Genomic DNA, 25296 nt, shown 5'->3' with positions numbered 1-25296 from the left:
CGGATCGAACGACATGGCTAGCACTTTTGCCGCGGCGTTCGAGATCGTGAGCTTCGGCGCGATCATCGTGCTGGTGGTGCTCGGGCTCGGCATCATCGCCAGCATGATGGGCATCTTCAACTTCGCGCAGGGCGAGTTCGTCCTGCTCGGGGCCTATGTCACCTATCTGGCCTACGCCCACGGCGCGCCGGTCTGGGCCGGCATGGTCGCGGCGCCCTTCGTGGTCGGCGCGATCGGCTTCGTGCTGGAGGCGCTGATCATCAGGCGGTTCTACGCCGCGCCGATCGTGGCGATGCTCGGCACCTATGCGCTCGGCCTGATCATCCGCGAGAGCGTGCGCGGCCTGATCGGCGGCTTCTATCTCACGGTGCCGGAGCCGATCGGCGGTTCGATCGACCTCGGCTCCGTCCACATCTCGGCCTGGCGCTTCACCATCATCGTGATCACGCTGCTGGTGATGGGCGGCTGCTATCTCTTGCTGGCGCGCACCTCGTTCGGGCTTCGGGTCCGCGCCACGCTGGAGAATCCGGCGCTGGCGCGCGCGTCGGGCATCTCGACGCCCCTGATCTACGGGGCAACCTTCGCGTTCGGCGCGGCGCTGGCCGGACTTGCCGGCGCGCTGATTGTGCCGGTGTTCAGCCTGTTCGCCGATCTCGGCATCCGCTTCCTGATCCAGGGCTTCGTCGCCGTGATGGTCGGCGGGGTCGGCTCCTTCATCGGTCCGGTCGCCGGCGCCGGTGTGATCGGCACGCTCAGCGCGGCGCTGCCTTGGGTGATGTCTCCTGTCGTCGCCGACGTCCTGGTCTTCGTGCTCGCCATTGCCTTCATCAAATTCCGCCCGCAGGGCCTCATATCGGGAAAAGGGGTTTAGTCAGATGTTCGATCGCACCAATCTCACGCGCCGCCGCTTCATGAGCAATTTCGCGTTCGCGACCGGCGCGCTCGCGACCGGGGTCGGCAGCTGGGTGGTCAGGCCCGACTGGGCCAACGCAGCGGAGGGACCGATCAAGGTCGGCATCGCGACCGACCTGACCGGCCCGATCGCCTATGCCGGCAACGCCGACGCCAACGTCGCCAAGATGGTGATCAAGGAGATCAACGCCGGCGGCGGCCTGCTCGGCCGGCCGCTCGAGCTCTATATCGAGGACACTGCCTCGAACGAATCGGTCGCGGTCGGCAATGTCCGCAAGCTGATCCAGCGCGACAAGGTCGACATGGTGCTCGGCGGAATCACCTCGTCGATGCGCAATGCGATCAAGGATCCGATCGTGGCGCGCGGCAAGACGCTCTACATCTATCCGCAGCTCTACGAAGGCAAGGAGTGCACGCCCTATCTGTTCTGCACCGGACCGACCCCGGCGCAGCAGTGCGACACCTTCATACCCTGGCTGATCAAGAACGGCGGCAAGAAGTTCGCGCTGCCGAGCGCCAACTATGTCTGGCCGCACACGCTCAACGTCTACGCCCGCAAGGTGATCGAATCGAACGGCGGCGAGGTGGTGTTCGAGGAATACTACCCGCTCGACCAGGTCGACTTCTCGGCCACCGTGAACCGCGTCATCTCCAACAAGGTCGACGTCGTGTTCAACACCGTGATCCCGCCCGGCGTCGGCCCGTTCTTCAAGCAGCTTTATGAAGCCGGCTTCCTCAAGAACGGCGGGCGGCTCGCCTGCGTCTACTATGACGAGAACACGCTCAACATCAATCAGGCCAACGAGATCGAGGGCCTTGCGAGCTGCCTCGACTATTTCAAGGTGCTGACCAAGGAGGATCCGTTCGACGCCAAGCTCCAGGCAGCCTATGAGAAGGATTTCCCCGGCAACTTCCTGTTCGCGGCCGGCAGCGCCGCCACCGGAACCTATCGCGGCCTCAAGCTGTGGGAGGCGGCGGTCAAGGAGGCCGGCAAGGTCGACCGCGACTCCGTTGCGGCCGCGCTCGACCACGCCAAGATCGCCGAAGGGCCGGGCGGACCGGCGGAGATGGTGCCGGGCAAGCGTCACTGCAAGATGAAGATGTACACCGCTGTTGCCAAAGGCGGGAACTATGAGATCGTCGCGCGCAGCGACGGTCTCGTTGATCCCAAGGAATGCTGAGCGATCCATGGTTGGAGCAAGAGAGGCTGTCGCACGCGTCGGTGAGGAACCAGATGTCGTGACGGGCGAGGGTGCACCGGCCGCAAGCGCGCCGGCGGGACGAGTATCGGCAGGATGGAAGGTCCTGCCGATCGTGGAAGGGCTGGTGCTGTTGATCGCACTGGTCCTGCCATGGGTGCTGCAGGACTATCTGACGGTGTTCGCCACCCGCGTGGTGATCCTCGCGTTGTTCGCCCTGTCGTTCGACCTGGTGTGGGGCTATGCCGGCATCATGAGCTTCGGCCAGGCGCTGTTCTTCGGCGCCGCCGGCTACGGCGTGGCGCTCTTGGCGCGCGATCTCAACGTCACCTCGATCCTCCTGATCCTGCCTGCCGGCACGCTGATCGGGCTCACCGCGTCGCTGCTGCTCGGCGGCTTCCTGCTGCTCGGGCGTTATCCCTCGAGCGTGATCTTCGTCTCGCTCGGCACCCTCACCGGCTCCTATGCCGCGGACCGGCTGGCGCGCGGCTGGTACTATCTCGGCGGCCAGAACGGCATCCCGTCGATCCCGCCGCTCACCCTCGGCAGCTACGAGTTCGAGGAGGGGCCGATCTACTACTACATGGTGCTCGGCATCCTCGTGGTCGTCTATCTGCTCTGCCGCTTCCTGGTCCGCTCGCAATTCGGCCTCGCGCTCGCCGGCCTGCGCGAGAACGAGCAGCGCATCGCCTTCTTCGGCTACAAGGCGCAGCATCTGAAGGCGATCATCTTCGCGGTCGGCGGCACCATCGCCGGTCTCGCCGGCAGCCTCTATGCCTTCCACGAGGGCTTCGTCTGGCCCAACATGCTGGGCGTCGTGTTCTCGACCCAGGTCGTGCTCTACGTCCTGTTCGGCGGCTCCGGCACGTTGATCGGCGCCGTGATCGGCACCGTGATCATCGAGGGCGTCAGCTTCTGGCTGTCGGATAATTATCGCGACGTCTGGCCGATCATCCTCGGCGTGCTGCTGCTGCTCGTCATCATGTTCCGCCCGCTCGGGCTGATCTCCTTCGTGCTCGGCGAGCGCGAGCGGGTCGGCAGTTTCGGCAAAGCCCCGAAGGAGACCGGCAATGCCGCTCCTTGAGGCGCAAGGCATAAGCAAAGTGTTCGGCAAGCTGACCGCGCTCGACGGTGCGGCGCTGACCGTCGGCGAGAACGAGTTCCACGGCCTGATCGGCCCCAACGGCTCGGGCAAGAGCACGCTGATGAAATGCGTCGCCGGCGCCGAGGTGCCGACCACGGGCAAGGTCTCCTTCGTCAACACCGACATCACCGCGTTCACGCCGACCGAGCGCGCGCGCGCCGGCATGAGCCTGAAGTTCCAGATCACCTCGGTGCTGCCGACGCTGACGCTGTACGACAACATCCTGCTGGCGCTGCAGGCACACTGCTCGCTGTTCGACCTGGTGTTCTCGCGCACCCGCAAGAAGCTGCACGACCAGGTGATGACGATGCTGACCCAGTTCCGGCTCGCCGATCGCGCGCATGACGCCGCCGCGGCGCTGTCGCACGGCCAGCAGCAATGGCTCGAGATCGCGATGGCGCTCGCCGGCAAGCCGCGGCTGTTGCTGCTGGACGAGCCGACCGGCGGCATGAGCCTCGAAGAGCGCCGCGTCACCGGCGAGCTGTTGCAGCCGATCAAGCAGCATTGCTCGCTCGTCATCGTCGAACACGACCTCGATTTCATCCGCGACATCTGCGACCGCCTCACCGTGCTCGACCAGGGCAAGGTGCTGGCCTCGGGAACGGTCGCGGAAATCCAGGCCAACAAAAGCGTCCAGGAGATCTATCTTCGCCGTGCCTGAGCAAACCTTCCTCGATATAAGGCATCTCGACGCCGGTTATGGCCGCAGCCAGGTCCTGTTCGATGTCAACATCGGCATTCCCTGGCGCGGCGGCGTCGCCGTGCTCGGCCGCAACGGCGCCGGCAAGACCACGCTGATGAAGACCATCGTCGGCGAGCTCGCAAGCTCGCAGGGCGAGTTGTTCTTCGACGGCCGCGACATCACCCGCCGCCGCACCGAGGAGCGGGTGCGCTCCGGCATCGGCTATGTGCCGCAGGAGCATTCGGTGTTCGCCCGCCTGTCGGTGCGCGACAACCTCGCCGTCGGCTCGCTGTTCAATTCCGATGCCAGCGCCGTCGATCGCGTGCTGGCCATCTTTCCGAAACTCGGCCAGCGGCTCGACCAGCCGGCCGGCACGCTGTCCGGCGGCGAGCGCAAGATGCTGGCGATCGGCCGCGCCATGCTCGGCAATCCAAAGCTGCTGCTGCTGGACGAGCCGACCGAAGGCGTCTGGATCGGCGTGATCGAGGAGATCACCGAACGGCTGATCGAGCTCGCCAAAACCATCTCGGTCGTGATCGTCGAGCAGCATCTCGACCTCGCGCTGCGCGTCGCCGACTATGCCTATGTGCTGGACCGCGGTCGCGTCGCGCTGCAGGGCGGCGCCAGCGAGGTGCGGAGCGATCCGGAACTGTTGCGCTATCTGGCGCCGTAGCAGGCTTCAACGCGGCAGGCGGTCGGCCTTGCGGCCGATCACGCCGTCTCCCGGCGTCCGCGTCCGCCGTGCCGATCGCATCTCGCGACGCAGATACCAGGCCGCGACCGAGCAGATCAGCCAGGCCAGCGATGCCGCGATGAAGGCGGCCGGGACGCTGCGGCCCACCGTCAGCGCGAAGACGACGGCGAATGCCAGCATGCCGACCGCGCCGAGCGCTGCGCCCGCCGCATCGAGCGCCGCGGCCTGCTGCCCGCGCCACGTGCCGTCGAGGCCGGCATTCCGCTTGCGGCGGATTTCATGCTTCTCAATGAGGGTGGCGCTGGCGCAGAAGATGGCGGGGAGTGCAAGAAAGGCGCCGCCGACATAGGCGCCGCACGTGCTGCTGATCAGTCCGGTCAGGACGGTGGCGCCGCCACCGAGCACGAGGCGGATCAGATATTCGGTCCACCGGCTTTCCCTGAGCGAGGACAGTGAGACGCGGACCGGTGTCATGCCTGTCCTCCGGCAACGCCCAGCAAGCCGAAGACGATCGCGAGCCAGACGACAAGCGCCAGCAAGGTGGCGGGGGCAGCGCGGAGCCTCGCGCGAATCAGCAATTGGCAGACCACGAAGCTATAGATGGCCAGCGCAACGGCGCCAGCCATCATCGCGCGGCTCTGCAGGCCGGCATAGTCGGTGCCGTGCTGGTACACGGCGATGCCGAGGGTGGCGAGCGCAACCGACGGCGCTGCGCCGAACAGCCCGGCGAAGCTCTTCGGACGCAGCACGTCACCCAGCATCGCGAAGGCCGACACCACGGCCCCGCCCACGAGAAAGCGGATGACATATTCGCTCATCGCGCCTTGCCCCGCGGTGGATCGTCACCGGGATAGCCGGTCCACAATCGCAGCAGCCGCTCGAGAAGTGCTCCGAGCCCGAATCCCGCGATCACGTCGCTCGTCCAGTGTGCGAGAACCATAATGCGCGTCAGCGAGAGGCCGACCGCGAGTGCCTGGATTGGGCGGCGCGCGCCGGCGGGCAATGTCGCTGCCGCCGACGCCAGCGCGCCCATATGCAGCGCGTGGCCGGATGGGAAGGCGTCGTCGCGCTTGCCAGAGATCGGGATGCCGTTGGCATGGCCGGCCACGGTCAGGCGATCCGGGCGAGTCTGGTTGAACAGCAACTTCAGGCCATGCGGCAGCAGCGATGCTGCGACCGTCACCAGCAGCGCGTGATTGCCGGCGCGCTCGAGCGAGGCACCGCGCCCGCGCGAGGCGAGCCAGCCTGCGGCGGCGAGCGCAAGCAGGACCTTTTCGTCAGCGCCCCAGGTCAGTGTGCGGGCGATCTCTTCCGGCGCAGGTGCGGTGTTGCGGGCGATCGCACGCGCGATCATGGCGTCCGCCGCGGTCGGGCGAATGGTGATCGGGAAGGGGGCGCCTCGCTGGCGGCGTGCGCGAACTCTGGTTGTCGTATCCATGGTCAGGTTCCCATCCAACGCGCCAGCCGCGGCATGGGTCCTAACCGGCGTGCGAGGCATCGCCCGGAGGAACCAAATGCAGATCGATGGTCTTTAGCCTCTGCCCGTCTCGACTTGATCCCAAGGTCTCATCCCGAGGTTTCGCGCGCCAACCGGGATGCACGGCGGGCGATGGATTGTAGGCAGGGAGAGGTGTCGATGACGGAGCCGGACGTTCGCAAGGGGATGCCGCCGGTCAAGCTTTCGCGCGATGAATTCGAACGGCGCTACCGCAAGCGATTTGCCGATCCGGTCTTTCAATCCATGCAGACGGAGCTCGCGACGATCATCGCCGGCGCCTGGGACGCCTATCGTCAATCGCGCAAGGCGCCGGTTACCCGCAAGGCCGGCCCCGGTTTTGCCGATCCCGACTATGATCTCGCGGTCGATTGGCTGTCCGCGCGCGATGCCATCGATGAAGCGCAACGCAGGCACGACGATCCAAACGAAGCGCCGCATATCCTGCTGATCAACGGCTCCTCGCGCAGCGAACATACGTGTCCCGGCGAGATGTCCAAAAGCTGGCGCATGGTCGAGATCGCCGAGGCCGCCTTCCGCGAGATGGGCCTCGCGGTCGATGTGCTCGATCTGTCGCGGCTGACGTCCGAGTTCGGCAGGGAGATTCACCCCTGCAAGTCCTGCGTCTCCACCTCGATGGCACTCTGCCACTGGCCGTGCAGCTGCTATCCGAACTACTCGCTCGGGCAAACCGACGACTGGATGAACGAGATCTATCCGCTGTGGGTGCGCGCGCACGGCATCATGATCATCTCGCCCGTCAACTGGTACCAGACGCCGACCGGACTCAAGGCGATGATCGATCGCCTGGTCTGCGCCGATGGCGGCAATCCCGATCCGACCTCGACCCACGGCAAGACCGCGAGCGAAGCCAAGGCGCTCGAACTCAAGGGCTGGCCATACCCCAAGCATTTGCGCGGCCGGCATTTCGGCATCGTGGTCCACGGCGACAGCGTCGGTGCGGAAACATGCCGCCGCTTTCTTGCGGACTGGCTCACCGACATGGAGTTGATCTCGGCCGGCGGCAGGGCCGAGATCGATGGCTATGTCGGCTACATGAAGCCCTATGCGACGTCGCATCGCGATCTCGACGAAGACAAGGCCTTCCAGGAACAGGTGCGCAATGTCGCGCAGGCGCTCGGCGCCGCCGTCGACCTCGCGCGCACCGGGCATCTGGAAGATCCCGGCAAGGGGCTTGAGGACCCGCGGCCGAAGTAGGATGGAATCCGGGTTCCCAAAGGAACGATGGGCCCCCGCTGCCCGTTAGGCCGCGGGAGGAAGTCACAATGCGCTATATTTCGATTGCAGCTCTTGTTGCTGCTGCCGTGATGAGCAGCGGTGCCGCGTTGGCGCAGCATTCCGGTACGCCATCGGAACAGAGCGCGTGCACGCGCGATGCACAGCGCTTCTGCCGGAAGGACCTCGGCAATGACGGCGCCGTGCAGAGCTGTCTCCAGATGAAGCGGGCCAGCCTGAGCCGAAGCTGCAAGAAGGTTTTCGAAAGCCACGGAATGTAACGGTCAACGCGCATGCGACGGTGACGGAGCGTGGTGTTCGAACCTGCGAGCGTGGCGGTGCGGCAGCGACGAGGCGTCTGCGCGCGGTACTGACGAAAGCACGCAACGCGGACGGCGAAATCGTGCAGGCCTGACGCTTTGGGTGCGATCGGCGCCCGGCTTTCCCTGCGCGCTCTGCCAACGGAGAGGGCGGAACGAAGAGCAAAGCTCGGACAAATCATGTCGCGAGAACGTTGTGGTGTGACTCACAGACCGCGCCACACACTCAATGTCGTCCTGGCGAAAGCCAGGACCCATTACCCCAAATGAGAGTTGTTGCGCGACGCTGGGGCCACGATCCCATTCACGATCAAGTTCGGTGGTTTTGGGTCCCTGCTTCGCAGGGACGACGGCTGGAAATAGTTTGCGCTACAGCAGCATTGCGACAAGCGGCAGCGAGCTGTCTTCGCGCAGACGCGCCCCGCCTACTTCACCGCCGAGAAGCGGGTGTCGAACGAGTTGGTCTGCACGACAGGCGCGGAGCCGGCGAGTTGGGTCGACGACGACGGGGCCGGTGCGGCGGCTGCGGCCGTGGTCACTGCCGGCTTCGGCGCGGGCTTGGCGGCCTGCTTCGGCTCAGCCTTGGGGGCGACGCGAACCACCGATTGCGGCTTGGCCTCGGCGACCTTCGGCTTGGCTGGTGCGGCAGCGGCCGGAGCCGGCGCGGTCGTCTTGCTGGCGTCGGCGGTGCCGCCGATCCCGACCTTGCGGGCAAAGCTGGAGAAGAGGCCTTCGGACTTGTCAGAGGCGGATTTGTCAGAGGCGGATTTGTCGGACGCGTTCGCCGAGGCAACGCGGATGCCGGCTGACGATGCGGTGGACGACGTCGTCGCCACGACCGGCTCTTCCTGCTGGACCGCGAGATTGGGCTTCGGCGGATTGACCGTACCGGGGATCGTGCCGGGCGCGCGCGCCAGCGACATCGATGCCAGCGCCTGGCTGTCGCCGCCTTCGGAGAGGCCGGTGTTTCCTTCCGGAATCTTCGAGGCGAAGATCGCGTTCATGCCGCCGTCGATGCCGGTGTTGAGGCGCGCAACGGGCGTGCCCTTGGATACCAGCTTGGCGGTCTCGGCGGCGTCCTTCTGCTCCTTCTCGTGCACGGCGCTCGCGATCTCCTCGGGGATCACATAGGCCGGGCACTTCGCGGAGGCGTCGAACACCGGATCGCGTGTCGCGCCCGGCGCCTTCACCGCGTCGAACACATACTTCTTCTCGCAGAAGTCGACCTTCGGCTCCTGCTTCGTCACCTCGAAATGATCGTAGCCTTCCTTGATCATCTTCCAGAACGGCATGTTCGGATTGTTGCGGTGCTTGGCCATGTTCACCGGCGTCATCCGGAACGGGTAGGCCTGCAGCTGGAACGCCTTCTGGCCGCCGAAGAAGGATTCGCGGCCGAGCGAGTAAATCTCTGCGATCTGCTCGTCGGTCATCGCGTAGCAGCCGCGCGAAGAGCAATCGCCGTGCACCATCAGCTGCGAGCCGGTGCGGCCGAGCGCCTTGTCGAAGGCGTTGGGATAGCCGGTGTTGAACGACAGGTAATAGGCCGACTGCGGGTTCATCTGGCTCGGGTTGATCGAGTAGAACCCTTCGGGCGCCTGCCGGTCGCCTTCGCGGACCTTCGGACCGAGATCGCCCGACCAGCGGCAGATGGGATAGGTCTTGAGCAGCGCGAACTGGCCGGAGCGGTTCTGCTTCCAGACCTCGAGCTCGGCCTCCTGCTTGAACAGCCGCACCAGGATCGGCGACTGCATGTCCATGTCCTTTTCGGTCATGGCAGCGACGAGCTTTGGCGGGACCGGCTGGTTGGCCTTGGCGTTCTGCGCGAGCGAGATCTGGTCGCTGTCACAACCGGCGAGCATGACGCCTGCGGCGAGGACCGCCGAGGTCAGAAGCGCGCGTACGAGCGTGCGATGAGTCAAGTCCGAGCTCCACACCCACCGGGCGATTTTCGCGACCCCAACACGGCGAATATGCCCTGAAGCCATTGTGTAAAATATTAGCCTTCGACGACCCCTGCTCGCAACCTGAACCGGGGCGGACAGCCCTCACGGTAGCAGGCATGGTTCAAGGAATGTTAAAGACCCGGCTCGGGGCCCAATTACGGCAAAATTGGTCGATTTGGACGAAAAATCGGGCGGTTTGGGCGCCTCAGCCGAGCTTGCGGCCGATATCGAGGAATTTCTGGCGCCGCTGTTTGCGAATCGCGTCCGGATCAAGATTTCGTAGGTCGTTGAGCGCCTGGGCGATGGCATCGCCCGTGGTCGCGATCATCGCGCCCGCGTCGCGATGAGCGCCGCCGGACGGCTCCTTCAGGATCTGGTCGATCACGCCGAAGCGCAGCATGTCCTGGGCGGTGATCTTCATGCTGTTGGCGGCTTCCTGCGCCTTGGTGCCGTCGCGCCACAGGATCGAGGATGCCGCCTCCGGCGAGATCACGCTGTAGATCGCATGCTCCATCATCAGGACGCGGTTCGCCGTGGTGATGGCGATGGCGCCGCCCGACATGCCTTCGCCGGTGACGATCGCGACATTGGGCACACCGAGCGACAGGCAGGCGTCGGTCGAGCGCGCGATCGCCTCGGCCTGGCCGCGCTCCTCGGCGCCGATGCCGGGATAGGCGCCGGCGGAATCAACGATCGACAGCACCGGAATGCCGAACCGGTCGGCCATCTCCATCAGGCGCACCGCCTTGCGGTAGCCTTCGGGCCGCGCCATGCCGAAATTGTGCTTGATGCGGCTCTCGGTGGTGGCGCCCTTCTCCTGGCCGACCACGCAGATGCTCTCGCCGCGGAAGCGGCCGAAGCCGCCGACCAGGGCCTCGTCGTCGGCGAATTTGCGGTCGCCGGCCATCGGGGTGAATTCGGTGATCAGGCCGCCGATGAAATCGGTGAAGTGCGGCCGCTGCGGATGCCGCGCCACCAGCGTCTTCTGCCACGGCGTCAGATTGGAATAGAGCTCGGTGAGCGCCTGCGCCGCCTTGTCCTCGATCCGCGCGACCTCGTCGCCGATGTCGCTGCCGCTTGCGGCAAGCGCACGCAACTCGTCGATCTTGGATTCAAGCTCGGCGACGGGTTTTTCGAAGTCGAGATAGCTGCGCATCGGGTCGGGCATCAACTCAATATAGGGAAGATCGGTGCGAGGGGCGAAGCGGTTTCGGCGTCGGAAAGAGAAGCTTTGTAACTTCAAACGGTTAACGCGCATCCGGGTGGAATGCACGCTTCGGGATCGCAAGCAAGTGACGCTCTTTCTGCGGAGACGAAGCGGAAGTCAAGGCGGATCAGATGAAGGTATTGAGGTCTCTGGGCTTCGGATCCCTAGGACTTCTCCGCCAACGGGTGCAGGTCGCGGACCAGGCTCTTCAGCCGCTCCTCGACCACATGGGTGTAGATCTGGGTGGTCGAGATGTCGGTGTGGCCGAGCAGGGTCTGCACGATGCGCAGGTCCGCGCCATTGTGCAGCAGATGGCTGGCAAACGCATGACGCAGCACGTGCGGGGAGACCAGCCGCGGCGCAAGGCCGGAGGCGCTCGCGAGCTCCTTCAGATCGCGGGCGAAATGCTGCCGGGTCAGATGGCCGCTCTCGCCGGAGGACGGAAACAGCCATTTCGCCGGCGCGGCTTTCTTCGCCTTCGGCTGCATCACCTCCAGCGCTGCGAGATAGTCTGCCATCGCCTGGCGCGAGGCGTCGTTCAGCGGCACCAGCCGCTCCTTGTTGCCCTTGCCGCGCACCACGATCATCCGCGCATCGCGCCGCGCCGCCGAGACCGGTAGCGACACCAGCTCGGAGACGCGCAGGCCGGTGGCGTAGAGCACCTCGAGCAGGCAATACAGCCGCAGCGCGCGCAGCCGCTGCGCCGGCGAGACGTCGGTCTGGGTCAGTTCCTTGGCGCGGGTCAGCATGCGGTCGACATCGGCGATCGACAGCACCTTGGGCAGGCCGCGGCCGCGCTTCGGGCCGGACAGGATCGCGGCCGGATCGTCGGTGCGGACCCGCTCATTGAGCAGGAAACGGTAGAGATGCCGCATCGCCGACAGCCGCCGCGCCACGCTGGTCGACTTGAAGCCTCTGACATCGAGGTCGGCGAGGTAGCCACGCAGCGTCTCGGTGTCGGCGCTGGTGAAATCGGCGCCGGCATGGGCGAGGTAGTCGGAGAAATCGGTGAGGTCGCGCCGGTAGGCGTCGAGCGTGTTGGCGCCGGCGCCCTGTTCCGCGGCGAGCATGTCGAGGAACAACGCGGTCAGTCTGGCGTCGGAGGACTTGGCGAGGGTCTTGGCGGGATTTTTGGCAGCAGCGGGCATGCCGGAATCATAGCGTCTATTTCTTGAGGAACTTATCCGGTGAGATGGTCACCGTCATTTCCCGCGGCTTCGGGTGCACGAAATTCGCCAGCGCGAAGACGATGCCGTAGCCGATCCCGAAAATCACGGCGACGACCGTCAGGAAGCGGAACAGGCTGGGCATGGAGGCGACTCGGGCGGCGAATTAACCAATGAAATCATCCAACATGTTCCCCGCGCGGTTGCAAGAGTCGCTGGTAAGGGTGTCGCCGGGGGTAGTATAGGTGGCTCGAATTCTGAACAATTCGTCCCAATATCCGAGCTTTTTGATGTCCGACGCAGCCGTACCGGCGCCTACCCACCCGACCCTGGAGGCCGACATCGCGGCCGCGCTGGGGACGAGGTCGATCGTGCTGGTCGGCATGATGGGGGCCGGCAAGTCGACCATCGGCCGGAGGGTGGCGGCGCGACTCAAGCTGCCGTTCACCGATGCCGACACCGAGATCGAGGCGGCGGCGGACATGACTATCCCGGAGATCTTCGAGAGCAAGGGCGAGCCGTATTTCCGCGACGGTGAGGCGCGGGTGATCGCCCGCATCCTCGGCAATGGCCCGGTCGTGCTGGCGACCGGCGGCGGCGCCTTCATGCGCGAGGAGACCCGCAACCGGATCCGCGACCGCGCGATCTCGATCTGGCTCAAGGCCGACAGTGATATCATCATGCGCCGGGTGCGCCGCCGCGCCGATCGTCCGCTGTTGCACACCCCCGACCCGGAGGCGACCGTCAACCGCCTGCTCAGCGAGCGCGAGCCGGTCTACGGCACCGCCGATTTGACGATTGCCTCGCGCGACGTGCCGCACGACCGCATCGTCGACGAATGCCTCGAGGCCCTGCATGCGCATCTGTGTGGTGCGCGTCCGGCCGACGAGCAACCACCTGTGATGGATTGAACGCGACCTCATGACTGCGCCCTTGAAACATTCCGCCTCCGTTACCGTCGACGTCGCGCTCGGCGACCGCGCCTATGACATCGTGATCGGCCGCGACGTGCTGCAGTCGCTCGGCGAGCGTGTCGCGGCGCTGCGGCCCGGCGTGCGTACCGCCATCGTCACCGACCGCACCGTCGCCAAGCACTGGCTGGAGCCGACCGAGGCGTCGCTCGCCGCCGCGGGGGTGCCGACGTCGCGGATCGTCGTCGAGGAGGGCGAGGGCTCGAAGAGCTATGCCACGCTGACCGAGGTCAGCGAGGCGCTGATCGCGGCGAAGATCGAGCGCAATGACCTCGTGATCGCGCTCGGCGGCGGCGTGGTCGGCGATCTCGCCGGCTTCGCGGCCGCGATCCTGCGCCGCGGCGTCGATTTCGTGCAGGTGCCGACCTCGCTGCTGGCGCAGGTCGATTCCTCCGTCGGCGGCAAGACCGGCATCAACTCGCCGCAGGGCAAGAACCTGATCGGCGCATTCCACCAGCCGGTGCTGGTCATCGCCGACACCTCGGTGCTCGACACGCTGTCGCCGCGCCAGTTCCGCGCCGGCTACGCCGAGGTCGCGAAATACGGCATCCTCGGCGATGAAGCCTTCTTCGCCTGGCTCGAGAAGAACCACACCGACATCTTCGCCGGCGGCGCCGGGCGCGAGCACGCGATCGCAACCTCCTGCCGCGCCAAGGCGGGCGTCGTCTCGCGCGACGAGCGAGAGACCGGCGAGCGGGCGCTGCTCAATCTCGGCCATACCTTCGGCCATGCGCTGGAAGCCGCAACCGGCTTCTCCGACCGGCTGTTCCACGGCGAGGGCGTCGCGGTCGGCATGGTGCTGGCGGCGGAATTCTCGGCGCAACTCGGCATGATTTCGTCCGACGATGCGGGGCGCATCGCGCGTCATCTGTCCGCGGTCGGATTGCCGACGCGCCTGCAGGATATCGCAGGCTTCGCGCAGGAAGGCCTTGCCGACGCCGACGCGCTGCTGGCGCTGATGGCGCAGGACAAGAAGGTCAAGCGCGGCAAGCTCACCTTCATCCTGCTGGAGGCCGTCGGCCGCGCCGTGATCGCCAACAATGTCGAGCCGCAGCCGGTGCGCGACTTCCTGCAAGCCAAGCTGAAGGCCTAGACCGGGATGCCTCTCCTTCGGATCGTCATCCCGCTCTATCTTTTTGATTTGAGCATGATCCTTTCGGAAAACCGCTACACACTTTTCCGGATCATGCTCTAGCCACGGATCAGTTCAGTGGGATGGTTCACCTTCTCGATCGTGCTGCTCTGCCTGTTCATCTCGGCGTTTTTCGCGGCGAGTGAGACGGCGCTGACCGGCGCCTCGCGCGCCAGCATGCTGCGGCTGTCGAAGCAGGGCAACACCGATGCCGGTGTGGTCTCCAAGCTGGTCAACATGCGCGAGCGCATGATCGGCGCGCTGCTGCTCGGCAACAACATCGCCAATATCGGCGCCTCGGCGCTGGCGACCGGCGTGTTCACCGCCTGGTTTGGCGACGTCGGCGTGCTCTATGCCACCGCTGTCATGACCGTGATGGTCGTGGTGTTTGCAGAGGTGCTGCCCAAGACCATCGCGATCAACGCGCCCGACCGCATCTCGCTTTTGGTCGCGCGGCCGATGCGGCTGACGATCTTCGTGCTGGGGCCGCTGCTCACCATCATCGAGACCATCGTGCTGGCGCTGATGAAGCTGCTCGGCATCAAGGTCGGGGCGCATCAGGCGGTGCTGTCGCCGACCGAACGTCTGCGCGGTGCGGTCGATCTGTTGCATCACGAGGGCAAGGTCGAGAAGCAGGATCGCGACATGCTCGGCGGCTTGCTGGATCTCAGCGAGCTGCAGGTCTCCGACGTCATGGTCCATCGCACCGAGATGACGATGGTCAACGCCGACCTGCCGCCCGAGGAACTGGTGCGCGAGGTGCTGGCGAGCGAATACACCCGCATCCCGCTGTGGCGGGAGAAGCCGGAGAACATCGTCGGCGTGCTCCACGCTAAGGACCTGCTGCGCGCGATGCGCGCCAACGAGGGTGACATGTCGGCGATCGATGCCTCCGCGATCGCGCTGCCGCCCTGGTTCGTGCCGGAGATGCGTCCGGTCTCCGAACAGCTGAAGGCGTTCCGTCGCCGCAAGACCCACTTCGCCCTCGTGGTCGACGAGTATGGCGAGGTCGAAGGCATGGTGACGCTGGAGGACATTCTGGAGGAGATCGTCGGCGACATCTCCGACGAGCATGACGTCGTCGTTGCCGGCGTGCGGGCGCAGCCGGACGGCTCGGTCGTGGTCGACGGCTCGGTGCCGATCCGCGATCTCAACCGCGCGATGGACTGGCGCCTGCCGGACGAGGAGGCGACCACCGTCGCCGGCCTCGTGATCCACGAGGCGCGCTCGATCCCGGAGCGCGGCCAGAGCTTCACCTTCCACGGCTTCCGCTTCCGCGTGCTCCGCCGCGAGCGCAACCGCATCACCGCGCTGCGCATCGTCGCCGTCCCGCGCGAGACCGAGCTGGAGGAGAAGAAGCCGAAGCGGGCGGGGACGGCGTTCTAGTTCGAGTTGGCTAGGCTGCCGGTACCGTCACCCTGAGGAGCGCGCATCGCGCGCGTCTCGAAGGGTCGACGGCCACCAGCCGGGCCGTGCATCCTTCGAGGCTCGCTCCGCTCGCACCTCAGGATGACGGTTTGGCGACTGCCCCAGTGCTACTCGATATCGATCGAGATACCCGACAGCTTCCAGGCGCCGTCGGAGGGGATGAAGCCGAGCTGATACTTCACCTGCTTGGGCGTGGTGTCGAAATGACCCTTCAGCCGCAGCACGCCCTTGTCGTCGATCTTGGCGTCCTCGTCGAGAACGATCGGCTTGGCGACTACGGCGTCGAACACCGCGTGCTTGTCGACCAGATCCTTGAAGATGGTCTTGAGCTTGTCGGGCGGAAACTGGTCGCGGAACGGCTTTGAGATCTTGGCGTGGAACACGGTGAAATTGTTCGCCGCCACCGCATCGTTGAGCGAGACCAGGATGCTCTTGATCAGAACCTCCTGGACGAACGGGCTCGGCATGTCCAGCGCCGAGGCCGGGCGCATCGCGCAGATCAGGAGCAGGCCGGCGGCGGTGACGATCGACCGAAAACGTGGCCAGCAAGGGATCATCAATGGCCCCATATCATGCGTGGCGGTGCAATCCGTAGTTTCACCTGCTCACGCAGGGAGCAGGTCCATCCTGTTCTCATAGAGGAAAACCACTGCTTCGTCTTGAGGCAAGCGCGAACTAGCGCGGCTTTTCCCCGGGGCCGTGGGCGTGGATCGCCAGCGCATGCACCGAGCCGGCGAGTTCCTGCGCCAGCGTCGCATTTATCATGCGATGGCGTTCGATCCGGCTCTTCCCTTCGAAGGCCGGAGACACAATATATACCCGAAAGTGCGTCTCCCCGCCTGGCCTGTGGCCGGCGTGGCCCTCATGCAGATGTGACTCGTCGACGACGTCGAGGCTTTCCGGCAAGAAAGCTTCACGCAACTTGTTTATGATAGCGTCTTTGGTGCTCATGGCGGCGGAGTTAGGTTCGCGACAGCTTTTCGTCAATGGTGCAAGCGGGAAACGAGGTCCGCGCAATGTCAAGACTTGAAGATTTGTGCATTGCGTAGTCAAAGAGAACATGCCGATCGATTCATCAAAATTCTTCGACTCCATTCGCATCAAGCCGACCAAGGTCAGTGCGAAGCGCCAGGCGCAGGCCGGCGAGCAGGCCGTGACCTGCGAGTGGGCGGGTTGCCAGAACAAGGGCGCGCATCGCGCCCCGAAAGGCCGCGAGAATTCACGCGAGTATTGGCACTTCTGTCTCGACCACGTCCGTGAATACAACCAGTCCTACAATTTCTTCCAGGGTATGAACCCTGACGACGTCGCGCGCTACCAGAAGGACGCGCTGACCGGCCACCGTCCGACCTGGAAGATGGGCGCCAACAACGGCAAGAAGGGCGAGAGCGGTCTCGATGCCGCCTCCGATCCGTTCCACGTATTCTCCGAGCTCAACGGCCGCGGCCGCTGGCGCCCCGGACCCGGTGGCGCGGAGCCCAAGCCCGAGACCCGCAAGGTGATGAACGCCGAGCGCAAGGCGCTGCAGGTGATGGGGCTCGGGGCCGAGGCGACGCTCGAAGACGTCAAGTCGAAGTACAAGGCGCTGGTCAAGCAGCACCACCCCGACGCCAATGGCGGCGACCGCTCCACCGAGGATCGCCTGATCGAGATCATCAAGGCGTACAATTATCTGAAGACCGTGGTGCGCGAGGCCTGAAGTCTCTCGTCCTCGTCGCCCCTGCCTAGTGCGCAGTTGCGCACGGAGCTGGGGCCCATAACCACCGGCCGTTATCGTTTGCACAAGATGTCTGCCCGATTGCCCCATCGATGGGCCGCGGCGTGTGGGTCCCGGCCTTCGCCGGGACGACGGCGGAGTGAGTGGCTCCGCCGTCGTAAACGTTGATGCGGCTTAGTTCTCACCCCTTCGGCACCGTCCCGACATAGGACGAGCTCGGCCGGATCAGGCGCCCGGTGCGCCGCTGCTCCAGGGCGTGCGCGGTCCAGCCGGCGGCGCGCGCGGTGGCAAAGATCGGCGTGAACGCCTGCCGCGGGATTTCCAGCCCGTCGAGCAGGATCGCGGTGAAGAACTCGACATTGGTCTCGAGCGGCCGCTCCGGATTCTTTTTCCGCAGCGCCTCGCGGATGTAGGCCTCGACCTCGGCGGCAAATGGCAGGTCGGCGCCACTGGCCTCGAGGCGCTCGATCGCGACCTTCAGCACGTCGGCGCGCGGGTCGCGCACGCGATAGACGCGGTGACCGAACCCCATCAGCCGTTCGCCGTGCGCCAGCGCGCCGTCGACCCAGGGCTTGATGCGCTCGCGCGTCCCGATCGCGTCCAGCATTTCGAGCACCGGCTCAGGTGCGCCGCCATGCAGCGGGCCGGTCAGCGCGCAATAGCCGCCGGTGATCGCCGCGAACAGGTCGGCCTGCGTCGAGGCGATCACCCGTGTGGTGAAGGTCGACGCATTCATGCCGTGGTCGCAGACGGTGACGAGATAGGCGTCGAGCGCTGCCACCTCGCGCGGCTCGACCTTGCGGCCCAGCAGCATCCGCAGCGTGTCGGCGGCGTGGCCGGCATTCGGGTCCGGCGCGATCGGGTCGTGTCCCTTGGCGTGCTGGACCAGGGCGCCCGCGATCACCGGGAAGGCGCCGACGATAGTCGCCTCATGCTCCAGCCCGCTCTCGCCGCGGAGGCCCGCGATCGCGGCCCGGAAGCCGTCGACGATCGACATGCCGCGCGTCGCCGGCAGCAGGTCCGGCAGGCGGGCGAAGGCGCGTTCGCGGGCGGCGCCGAGGCTGGCGCGGACATTGGCTTCGCTCAGCGACTTGCCGGTGGCGCCGTTCCACAGCCGCGCCGTGACGCCCTCGAAGCTCGACTTGCCCGCGAGGTCGGCGACGTGCTCGCCGGCGATGATCAATTCGCCGCGCTCGCCGTCGACATGGCTCAACACGGTCTCGGCGGCAGGAACGCCGTCCAGACCGATCTGGCTCTTGGTGAGATGCATATTCATGGCCTGATCTCCTTGCTTCACCCCCTCAAGGTCAGGCCTCTCGACGAGTTGATCAATCTTGATTATATAAATCAATATGAAAAAATCCGCCGAGCTTTACCTCTCCGCTCGCGAAGCCGCCGCCGAGCTCGCGATCTCGCCGGCGACCCTCTACGCCTACGTCAGCCGCGGGCTGATCCGCTCCGAGCCGTCGCCGGATTCGCGCAGCCACCGTTACCGCGCCGAGGACATCAGGGGGTTGAAGGAGCGCCGCGTGCCGTCGCCGGAGCCGCGGGGCTTCCGTAATTTCGACGCCGACCTGCCGGTGATGGATTCGGCGATCGCGACCATCACCGAGCAAGGCCCGATCTATCGCGGCGTCAACTGCGTCGAGCTCGCCGAGCGCGACACGCTGGAGCACACCGCGACGCTGCTGTGGGATGTCACCGGCGTCGATCCGTTCGCGCCGGACAATTGCCCGCACCTCTCGGACGAAATGCGCGCGATCGCTGAGGCCGCGCGCCGCGCCCAGCCGATCGACCGCACGGTGGCAGTGCTGGCGCTGGCGGCAAGTGCCGATCCCGGCGCCTTCACGCGCGCGCCCGACGGCCGCGCCATGGTCGGCGGCCGCATCCTGCGGCTGCTGGTCGCGACCATGCTGAACGCTGCGCCATCGAACGAGCCGCTGCACGAGCAGGTGGCGCAGGTTTGGACGCCAGGCAACAAGCACGCGCCCGACCTGATCCGCCGCGCGCTGGTGCTGCTCGCCGATCACGAACTGAATGCGTCGACCTTCACCGCACGCTGCGCGGCATCGACCGGGCTCAATCTGTACGACGCTGTCATTGCGGGTCTCGTCGCGCTGAAGGGACCGATGCATGGCGGTGCCGGCGTGCTCGCCTCGCGCCTCGTCAAGACGATGCTCGACAATGACGTTGCGCCGGTGGTTCGTGAGCGGGTCGCGCTTGGCGAACGTTTCGCCGGCTTCGGGCACGGCGTCTACAAGAAGGGCGATCCGCGCGCGATCTCGCTGCTCGAGGCGCTGACGCGGGCCGGCGCGCCGCGCAAATTCACCAGGGAAGTGCCGGAGCGGATCGCGGAGGCAACGGGCGAATTCGTCAACATCGATTACGCGCTGGCGGTGCTGGTGCATGCGCTGCGGATGCCCGCGGGCAGCGAGCTTGCGCTGTTCGCGATGGCGCGCAGCGTCGGCTGGATCGCGCATGCCAGCGAGCAGCTTCAGCTCGGCAAGTTGATCAGGCCTCGCGCGCGCTATGTCGGTCCGGCACCCGGGCGGGCGGGAACGACCAACAGCATCTAGCGCATGATCCGGAAAAGTGGAGACCGGTTTTCCGAGAAGATCATGCGCAAGTGAAAGGAATTATTTCGCCGGCTTGGCCGGTTCGATCAGGCTGCCGCCATGCCGGCGGCGGATGGTCCAGACGGCCAGCGCCAGGATCACGGCGCCGCCCGCGACCGCAAACATCCAGAGATGCTTGCCGACATGGCCATGATGCGGCAGGCCGGCATAGTCATGCAGCGCGGTGACGGCGAGCACGCCGGGCAGCACATGCGCCGGCGCCCAGAGCAGGATCGCGGGGATGTTGACCGCGTAGAAGCGCGCCGGCGGCATGCCGAGCGCGCCGGCCGTGATCGGCACGAAGGCGCGGATCGGCGGCACGAAGCGGGCGAAGAACACCGCGAGCACGCCCCAGCGGTTGAAGAAGGCCTCGCTCTGCGCCACCACGCGCGGGTAGTTGGAAAGCGGCCAGGCCGACAGTATCTCGCGCTGGCTGCGGTGGCCGATCAGGTAGGCGGTGCCGTCGCCGAGCATCGCGCCGGCGGCCGCCGCGGCGAGCACCGGCAACAGCTTCAATTCGCCGCCCGGCACCAGCGCGCTCAACGCCAGGATGATGGTCGACCCCGGCACCAGGGAGCCGACCACCGGCACCGCCTCCAGCAGGGCGGCCAGAAACAGCGTCAGATAGGCAAGCCAGGCATGGGCCGAAACGAACGCGATCAAAGGGTCAAGGAATGAAGTCACAAAATTCCCATGTGGCGGTGTTATCGATTTGAGAGCTAACAACTCCCCGCCGGCCTGAAAAGTGCCCGGCCCGGGCCGGCCGTCGTGGTGCTGCGGCAAAAGTACGGCGGGATTTGCAGGGCAGCCTTCCAAAAACCGAGTTTCGCTCCTATCTTTATGATAGAACAACGGAACTTTGATTTGCTCGCGGGCTTCTGCCAACCGTTGCTCTCTGCTAGGCTTATGCGAAGCACCCCATCCGCAGCCAAACGATTAATCTGGTTTCGGGAACGCCCGGGACCTCGGAGGATGAATGACGACCGCCGTCCAGACCAAAGCTCAGGAACCCGTCGGCTTGCCCGACATGAAGGTGTCGGTCCGGCAGGTCTTCGGGATCGATAGCGACCTGGAAGTTCCCGCCTATTCCGAAGTCGATCCGCATGTGCCGGAAGTCGACAGCGACTACCGCTTCGACCGCGCCACCACGCTCGCGATCCTCGCCGGCTTTGCCAAGAACCGCCGCGTGATGGTCACCGGCTATCACGGCACCGGCAAGTCCACCCACATCGAGCAGGTTGCGGCCCGCCTCAACTGGCCCTGCGTGCGCGTCAACCTCGACAGCCACATCAGCCGTATCGACCTCGTCGGCAAGGACGCGATCGTGGTCAAAGAAGGCAAGCAGGTCACCGAATTCCGCGACGGCATCCTGCCCTGGGCGCTGCAGCACAATATCGCGCTGGTGTTCGACGAATACGACGCCGGCCGCCCGGACGTGATGTTCGTGATTCAGCGCGTGCTGGAAGTCTCCGGCCGCCTGACGCTGCTCGACCAGAACAAGGTGATCAAGCCGCATCCGGCGTTCCGCCTGTTCTCGACCGCCAACACGGTCGGCCTCGGCGACACCTCGGGCCTCTATCACGGCACCCAGCAGATCAACCAGGGCCAGATGGACCGCTGGTCGATCGTCACCACGCTGAACTACCTCGCCCATGACGAGGAAGTGGAGATCGTGCTGGCGAAGGCGAAGCACTACCGCACGCAGGAAGGCCGCGACATCGTCAACAAGATGGTGCGGCTTGCGGATCTGACCCGCAACGCGTTCGCCAATGGCGACCTGTCGACGGTGATGAGCCCGCGTACGGTGATCACCTGGGCCGAGAACGCCGACATCTTCAGCGATATCGGCTTCGCGTTCCGCGTCACCTTCCTCAACAAGTGTGACGAATTGGAGCGGCCGCTGGTCGCCGAGTTCTACCAGCGCTGCTTCAACGTCGAGCTGCCGGAATCCTCGGTCAACGTGGCGCTCAGCTAGTCCATGCCGAAAATCTCCGTCGAGCGCACAGTCACACAGACGAAGAAGGCGGTGCTCGGCGGATTGCTCCACTACAACAACGAGAAGATGGGGAAGCAGAAGTACAAGCGCTTCGCCATCTCGCTGCGGCAAGGCGACGAGATTGTCGGCGGCATCGTCGGCGAGGTCTGGACCGCGGTGTTGTTCATCCAGTTGTTCTGGATGGAGCAGAAGTTTCGCAACAAGGGCTTTGGCGCGAAGCTGATCAAGGCGATCGAGGACGAGGCGCGGCGCTTCGGAGCGACGCGATCCTATCTGGATACGATGAGCTTCCAGGCGCCGGGCTTCTACCGCGCCAACGGATATAAAGAGTTCGGTTCGATTGAGGGGTATCCCGGCGGCGTAACGCGCCATTGGTTTACGAAATCGCTATGACAACCTCCAACATCAAATTCCGTCCCGGATCCAAGGAAGCGCCGACCGAGCCGTTCAAGCGCTCGGTATCGGCGTGCCTGAAGGCGATCGCCAAGAAGCCGGAGCTTGAGGTCTCCTTCGCCGCCGAGCGCCCGGGGCTCGCGCCCGGCAAGGCGCGGCTGCCGGAGCCGGCGCGCAAGATGACCAAGCGTGATGCGGCGATCGTGCGCGGCCACGCCGATTCGATCGCGCTCAAGATCGCCTGTCACGATCCCAAGGTGCATCGCAAGCTGATGCCGGGTAATCCGCAGGCGCGCGGCGTGTTCGAGGCGGTCGAGCAGGCGCGCGTCGAGGCGATCGGCTCGCGGCGGATGGCGGGCGTTGCGAAGAACCTCACCGCGATGCTCGACGATCATTTCCACCGCGGCAAGTATGACGAGATCACCGACCGCGCCGACGCGCCGCTGTCGGATGCGCTGGCGATGCTGGTGCGCGAGCGTCTCACCGGCATGGCGCCGCCCGCGGCCGCCAAGAAGATGGTCGATCTCTGGCGTCCGACCCTGGAGGACAAGATCGGCTCGCGGCTCGACAAGCTCAGCCGTTTCACCGAGGACCAGGCGAGGTTCGGCGACCTCGTCCATGATCTGCTGTCGGCGCTCGATCTCGGCGACGACCGCAACATGGATTCGGACGATGACGACGACCAGGACGAGAACCAGGACGGCGAGAGCGATCAGTCCGGCGCCGAGGGCTCGCCCGACTCCGATGCCGCGCAGGAGATGAGCGCCGACCAGGCGCAGACGTCAGCGGAAGAGATGAGCGAAAGCGCGATGGAGAGCGCGCAGGCCTCCACGTCTGATACGTTCGACGACGGCGAGCTCGGCGACGACGAGACGCCGGGCGAGGCGACGCGGCCGAATGCGCGCGGACAGAACGAGCCGCGCGGTCCGGAATATCACGCCTTCGCGCCGAAGTTCGACGAGGTGATCGCCGCCGAAGACCTTTGCGATCACGACGAGCTCGAGCGGCTGCGCTCCTATCTCGACAAGCAGCTCGCGCATCTGCAGGGCATCGTGGCGCGGCTCGCCAACCGCTTGCAGCGCCGGCTGATGGCGCAGCAGAACCGCGCCTGGGATTTCGATCTCGAGGAGGGCATCCTCGATCCGGCGCGGCTGTCGCGCGTCGTCACCGATCCCTATCATCCGCTGTCCTTCATGCATGAGAAGGAGGCGACCTTCCGCGACACCGTGGTGACGCTGCTGCTGGATAACTCCGGCTCGATGCGCGGCCGCCCGATCACGGTCGCCGCCACCTGCGCCGACATTCTGGCGCGCACGCTGGAGCGGTGCGGCGTCAAGGTCGAGATTCTCGGCTTCACCACGCGCGCCTGGAAGGGCGGGCAGTCGCGCGAGGCGTGGCTCGCGGCCGGCAAGCCGGCCAATCCGGGCCGCCTCAACGATCTCAGGCACATCATCTACAAGTCGGCCGACGCACCCTGGCGCCGCGCGCGAAAGAATCTCGGGCTGATGATGCGCGAGGGCCTGCTCAAGGAGAACATCGACGGCGAGGCGCTCGACTGGGCGCACAAGCGCCTGCTCGCGCGTCCCGAGCAGCGCCGCATCCTGATGATGATCTCCGATGGTGCGCCGGTCGACGACTCCACGCTGTCGGTCAATCCCGGCAACTATCTCGAGCGGCATCTGCGTCACATCATCGACGAGATCGAGACCCGCTCGCCGGTCGAGCTGATCGCGATCGGCATCGGTCACGACGTGACGCGCTACTATCGCCGTGCCGTGACCATCGTGGACGCCGAAGAGCTCGGCGGCGCCATTACCGAAAAGCTCGCCGAGCTGTTCAGCGAGACTCACGGCTCGGCGCCCGCGCCGGGCATCCGGCACCGCCTCCACTCGTGAGACATGCGCTCACCCCCTAGCCGCCGCCGTTTCCTCCAGGGTATGGCGGCGGGGCTGTCGGCCGCCGCATTGCCGGGTCTTGCGCAGGCGCAGAGCGCGACCCAGCCGCCGGCAACGCCGAGGCCGGCTGCGAGGCCGAGCCCCTACCGGGTCAACGAACCGGTTTCGATCGACGTCAACGCGCGGCCGCTGCCGTCGTTCGATATCCGCGACCGCGCGCGCACGCGGTTCGGCGCGCTGGAATATCGCAGCGGCCTGATCCTGACCTCGTCGTTCTCCGGCTTCGGCGGCCTCTCCGCGCTACGGCTCGATCCCAAGGGCGAACGCTTCATCGCGGTCAGCGACCAGGGCAGCTGGTTCACCGGCCGCATCGTCTATCGCGGCCGGGAGATGGTCGGGCTCGAGGATGTCGAAGCGGCGCCGCTGCTCGGCGCCGACGGCAGGCCGATCACCGCGACCCGCGGCTGGTATGATTCGGAATCGCTCGCGCTCGACGGCTCGTTCGCCTATGTCGGTCTCGAGCGGGTCAACCAGGTGCTGCGCTTCGATTTCGCCAAGGGCTTTACCCGCTCGCGCGGCGAGGTGATTGCGCTGCCGCCGGCGGCACGCAAGCTTCCCAACAACAAGGGGCTGGAGGGGCTCGTCTTCGTGCCGAAAGGCCAGCCGCTTGCCGGTACGCTGATCGCATTCTCGGAACGCGGGCTCGATGCGAGCGGCAATTTGGTCGCCTTCCTGGTCGGCGGCAAGACGCCGGGCCAGTTCAGCGTCCGTCGCAGCGAGAATTTCGACATCAGCGACGCGGTCCTGCTGCCGTCGGGCGGCCTGTTGATCCTGGAGCGGAAATTCTCCTGGTTCGGCGGCGTCGGCATCCGCATCCGCCGTCTCGCGCTGTCCGAGATCGCGCCCGGCGCCGTGGTCGACGGCCCCGCGATCTTCAATGCCGATCTCGGCAACGAGATCGACAATATGGAAGGCATCGACGCCCATGTCACGGAGGAGGGCGAGACCGTGCTGACCATGGTCTCCGACGACAATTTCTCCCTGATCCAGCGCAACCTGCTGCTGCAGTTCACGCTGGTGGACTGAGGGCGCCGGCCCGGAGGGACCCCGTCAGGACATTGCTGATCTGCGCCCCGGCCTGCGCGGCCATC

At 65.8% G+C, this 25296-nt stretch carries 27 protein-coding genes; 16 read left to right on the top strand and 11 right to left on the bottom strand.

The genetic code is table 11. The features are described 5' to 3' along the window. Positions 1–13 precede the first annotated feature (13 nt). From J2R80_RS04645 to J2R80_RS04625, 5 genes are read left to right on the top strand one after another with little or no spacing between them, the layout of a single operon-like run. Positions 14–871 (top strand): branched-chain amino acid ABC transporter permease, encoded by an 858-nt coding sequence (locus J2R80_RS04645; RefSeq protein ID WP_028337306.1) that lies wholly within the window; start codon positions 14–16, stop codon positions 869–871. 4 nt (positions 872–875) lie between these two features. Further along, positions 876–2093: a substrate-binding protein gene (locus J2R80_RS04640; RefSeq protein WP_028337305.1), complete on the top strand. Its 1218-nt coding sequence runs from the start codon at positions 876–878 to the stop codon at positions 2091–2093. A gap of 7 nt (positions 2094–2100) precedes the next feature. Then, on the top strand, positions 2101–3195 hold the full coding sequence (locus J2R80_RS04635; RefSeq protein ID WP_253588262.1) for a branched-chain amino acid ABC transporter permease: 1095 nt from the start codon (positions 2101–2103) through the stop codon (positions 3193–3195). After that, positions 3182–3916 carry an ABC transporter ATP-binding protein gene (locus J2R80_RS04630; protein ID WP_253638081.1) on the top strand — a complete coding sequence of 245 codons (735 nt, stop codon included), beginning with the start codon at positions 3182–3184 and terminating at the stop codon, positions 3914–3916. The genes J2R80_RS04635 and J2R80_RS04630 overlap by 14 nt, the downstream gene beginning before the upstream one ends. After that, positions 3909–4610 (top strand): ABC transporter ATP-binding protein, encoded by a 702-nt coding sequence (locus J2R80_RS04625; RefSeq protein WP_253638080.1) that lies wholly within the window; start codon positions 3909–3911, stop codon positions 4608–4610. The genes J2R80_RS04630 and J2R80_RS04625 overlap by 8 nt, the downstream gene beginning before the upstream one ends. A gap of 6 nt (positions 4611–4616) precedes the next feature. On the opposite strand, the gene J2R80_RS04620 is transcribed toward J2R80_RS04625, so the two are convergent. From J2R80_RS04620 to J2R80_RS04610, 3 genes are read right to left on the bottom strand one after another with little or no spacing between them, the layout of a single operon-like run. Next, a complete protein-coding gene (locus J2R80_RS04620) occupies positions 4617–5105 on the bottom strand; it encodes a hypothetical protein (RefSeq protein ID WP_253638079.1) in 489 nt (162 codons plus the stop codon). After that, on the bottom strand, positions 5102–5449 hold the full coding sequence (locus tag J2R80_RS04615; RefSeq protein WP_057015633.1) for a DUF3147 family protein: 348 nt from the start codon (positions 5447–5449) through the stop codon (positions 5102–5104). Before J2R80_RS04615 ends, J2R80_RS04620 begins: the two co-directional genes overlap by 4 nt. After that, positions 5446–6069: a phosphatase PAP2 family protein gene (locus J2R80_RS04610; RefSeq protein ID WP_253638078.1), complete on the bottom strand. Its 624-nt coding sequence runs from the start codon at positions 6067–6069 to the stop codon at positions 5446–5448. Before J2R80_RS04610 ends, J2R80_RS04615 begins: the two co-directional genes overlap by 4 nt. Positions 6070–6267: 198 nt before the next feature. Between J2R80_RS04610 and J2R80_RS04605 the strand changes: the two genes are divergently transcribed. Continuing rightward, on the top strand, positions 6268–7344 hold the full coding sequence (locus tag J2R80_RS04605) for a flavodoxin family protein (protein ID WP_253638077.1): 1077 nt from the start codon (positions 6268–6270) through the stop codon (positions 7342–7344). A 68-nt stretch (positions 7345–7412) separates the two neighbouring features. After that, positions 7413–7643, top strand: coding sequence for a hypothetical protein (locus J2R80_RS04600; RefSeq protein ID WP_057015635.1), 231 nt, complete (start codon positions 7413–7415; stop codon positions 7641–7643). A gap of 464 nt (positions 7644–8107) precedes the next feature. Here J2R80_RS04600 and J2R80_RS04595 read toward each other — a convergent pair whose 3' ends face one another. From J2R80_RS04595 to J2R80_RS04580, 4 genes are all read right to left on the bottom strand, one after another. After that, positions 8108–9601, bottom strand: a complete 1494-nt coding sequence (locus tag J2R80_RS04595; RefSeq protein WP_253638076.1) for a murein L,D-transpeptidase family protein — start codon at positions 9599–9601, stop codon at positions 8108–8110. Between the two features lie 229 nt (positions 9602–9830). Beyond that, positions 9831–10793: an acetyl-CoA carboxylase carboxyltransferase subunit alpha gene (locus J2R80_RS04590; RefSeq protein ID WP_253638075.1), complete on the bottom strand. Its 963-nt coding sequence runs from the start codon at positions 10791–10793 to the stop codon at positions 9831–9833. A gap of 203 nt (positions 10794–10996) precedes the next feature. Beyond that, positions 10997–11980, bottom strand: a complete 984-nt coding sequence (xerD, locus tag J2R80_RS04585) for a site-specific tyrosine recombinase XerD (protein WP_057015546.1) — start codon at positions 11978–11980, stop codon at positions 10997–10999. 16 nt (positions 11981–11996) lie between these two features. Beyond that, positions 11997–12143 (bottom strand): histidine kinase, encoded by a 147-nt coding sequence (locus tag J2R80_RS04580; protein ID WP_253638074.1) that lies wholly within the window; start codon positions 12141–12143, stop codon positions 11997–11999. A 145-nt stretch (positions 12144–12288) separates the two neighbouring features. Between J2R80_RS04580 and J2R80_RS04575 the strand changes: the two genes are divergently transcribed. The 3 genes from J2R80_RS04575 to J2R80_RS04565 all read left to right on the top strand — a co-directional run bounded on the left by J2R80_RS04575 (position 12289) and on the right by J2R80_RS04565 (position 15487). Then, entirely contained in the window at positions 12289–12909 is a 621-nt protein-coding gene (locus J2R80_RS04575) for a shikimate kinase (RefSeq protein WP_076824827.1), read from the top strand. Positions 12910–12919: 10 nt separating this feature from the next. Continuing rightward, the gene (aroB, locus tag J2R80_RS04570) at positions 12920–14062 is read left to right on the top strand and encodes a 3-dehydroquinate synthase (RefSeq protein WP_057015544.1); all 1143 of its coding nucleotides are present in this window, start codon (positions 12920–12922) and stop codon (positions 14060–14062) included. Between the two features lie 117 nt (positions 14063–14179). Further along, positions 14180–15487 (top strand): HlyC/CorC family transporter, encoded by a 1308-nt coding sequence (locus tag J2R80_RS04565; protein WP_076824825.1) that lies wholly within the window; start codon positions 14180–14182, stop codon positions 15485–15487. A 149-nt stretch (positions 15488–15636) separates the two neighbouring features. Here the strand turns inward: J2R80_RS04565 and J2R80_RS04560 are convergent, their stop codons facing one another. Both J2R80_RS04560 and J2R80_RS04555 read right to left on the bottom strand, forming a co-directional pair. Continuing rightward, entirely contained in the window at positions 15637–16086 is a 450-nt protein-coding gene (locus J2R80_RS04560; protein ID WP_057015542.1) for a hypothetical protein, read from the bottom strand. 118 nt (positions 16087–16204) lie between these two features. Then, the gene (locus tag J2R80_RS04555; protein WP_028338206.1) at positions 16205–16480 is read right to left on the bottom strand and encodes a BolA family transcriptional regulator; all 276 of its coding nucleotides are present in this window, start codon (positions 16478–16480) and stop codon (positions 16205–16207) included. A 109-nt stretch (positions 16481–16589) separates the two neighbouring features. Here J2R80_RS04555 and J2R80_RS04550 point away from each other — a divergent pair, with 109 nt between their 5' ends. After that, positions 16590–17228: a J domain-containing protein gene (locus J2R80_RS04550; protein ID WP_028338207.1), complete on the top strand. Its 639-nt coding sequence runs from the start codon at positions 16590–16592 to the stop codon at positions 17226–17228. Between the two features lie 199 nt (positions 17229–17427). Here J2R80_RS04550 and J2R80_RS04545 read toward each other — a convergent pair whose 3' ends face one another. After that, on the bottom strand, positions 17428–18522 hold the full coding sequence (locus tag J2R80_RS04545; protein ID WP_168858594.1) for a citrate synthase/methylcitrate synthase: 1095 nt from the start codon (positions 18520–18522) through the stop codon (positions 17428–17430). Between the two features lie 76 nt (positions 18523–18598). On the opposite strand from J2R80_RS04545, the gene J2R80_RS04540 reads away from it, so the two are divergent. Then, complete coding sequence (locus J2R80_RS04540) at positions 18599–19822, top strand: citrate synthase family protein (protein WP_057015541.1); 1224 nt, start codon at positions 18599–18601, stop codon at positions 19820–19822. A 60-nt stretch (positions 19823–19882) separates the two neighbouring features. On the opposite strand, the gene J2R80_RS04535 is transcribed toward J2R80_RS04540, so the two are convergent. Continuing rightward, positions 19883–20545, bottom strand: coding sequence for a DedA family protein (locus J2R80_RS04535; RefSeq protein ID WP_057015540.1), 663 nt, complete (start codon positions 20543–20545; stop codon positions 19883–19885). 292 nt (positions 20546–20837) lie between these two features. Between J2R80_RS04535 and cobS the strand changes: the two genes are divergently transcribed. From cobS to J2R80_RS04515, 4 genes are read left to right on the top strand one after another with little or no spacing between them, the layout of a single operon-like run. Beyond that, complete coding sequence (gene cobS / locus J2R80_RS04530; protein WP_057015539.1) at positions 20838–21836, top strand: cobaltochelatase subunit CobS; 999 nt, start codon at positions 20838–20840, stop codon at positions 21834–21836. Between the two features lie 3 nt (positions 21837–21839). Further along, entirely contained in the window at positions 21840–22250 is a 411-nt protein-coding gene (locus J2R80_RS04525) for a GNAT family N-acetyltransferase (RefSeq protein WP_028343272.1), read from the top strand. Then, positions 22247–24145 carry a cobaltochelatase subunit CobT gene (gene cobT, locus J2R80_RS04520; protein ID WP_253638073.1) on the top strand — a complete coding sequence of 633 codons (1899 nt, stop codon included), beginning with the start codon at positions 22247–22249 and terminating at the stop codon, positions 24143–24145. Before J2R80_RS04525 ends, cobT begins: the two co-directional genes overlap by 4 nt. A gap of 3 nt (positions 24146–24148) precedes the next feature. Next, a complete protein-coding gene (locus J2R80_RS04515) occupies positions 24149–25231 on the top strand; it encodes an esterase-like activity of phytase family protein (protein ID WP_253638072.1) in 1083 nt (360 codons plus the stop codon). Positions 25232–25296: the final 65 nt, after the last annotated feature.

Source organism: Bradyrhizobium sp. USDA 4541, assembly GCF_024171085.1.
GTDB lineage: Bacteria > Pseudomonadota > Alphaproteobacteria > Rhizobiales > Xanthobacteraceae > Bradyrhizobium > Bradyrhizobium australafricanum.
Note: the sequence above shows the minus strand (reverse complement) of the source record. Positions and strands in the feature narration are given on the sequence as shown.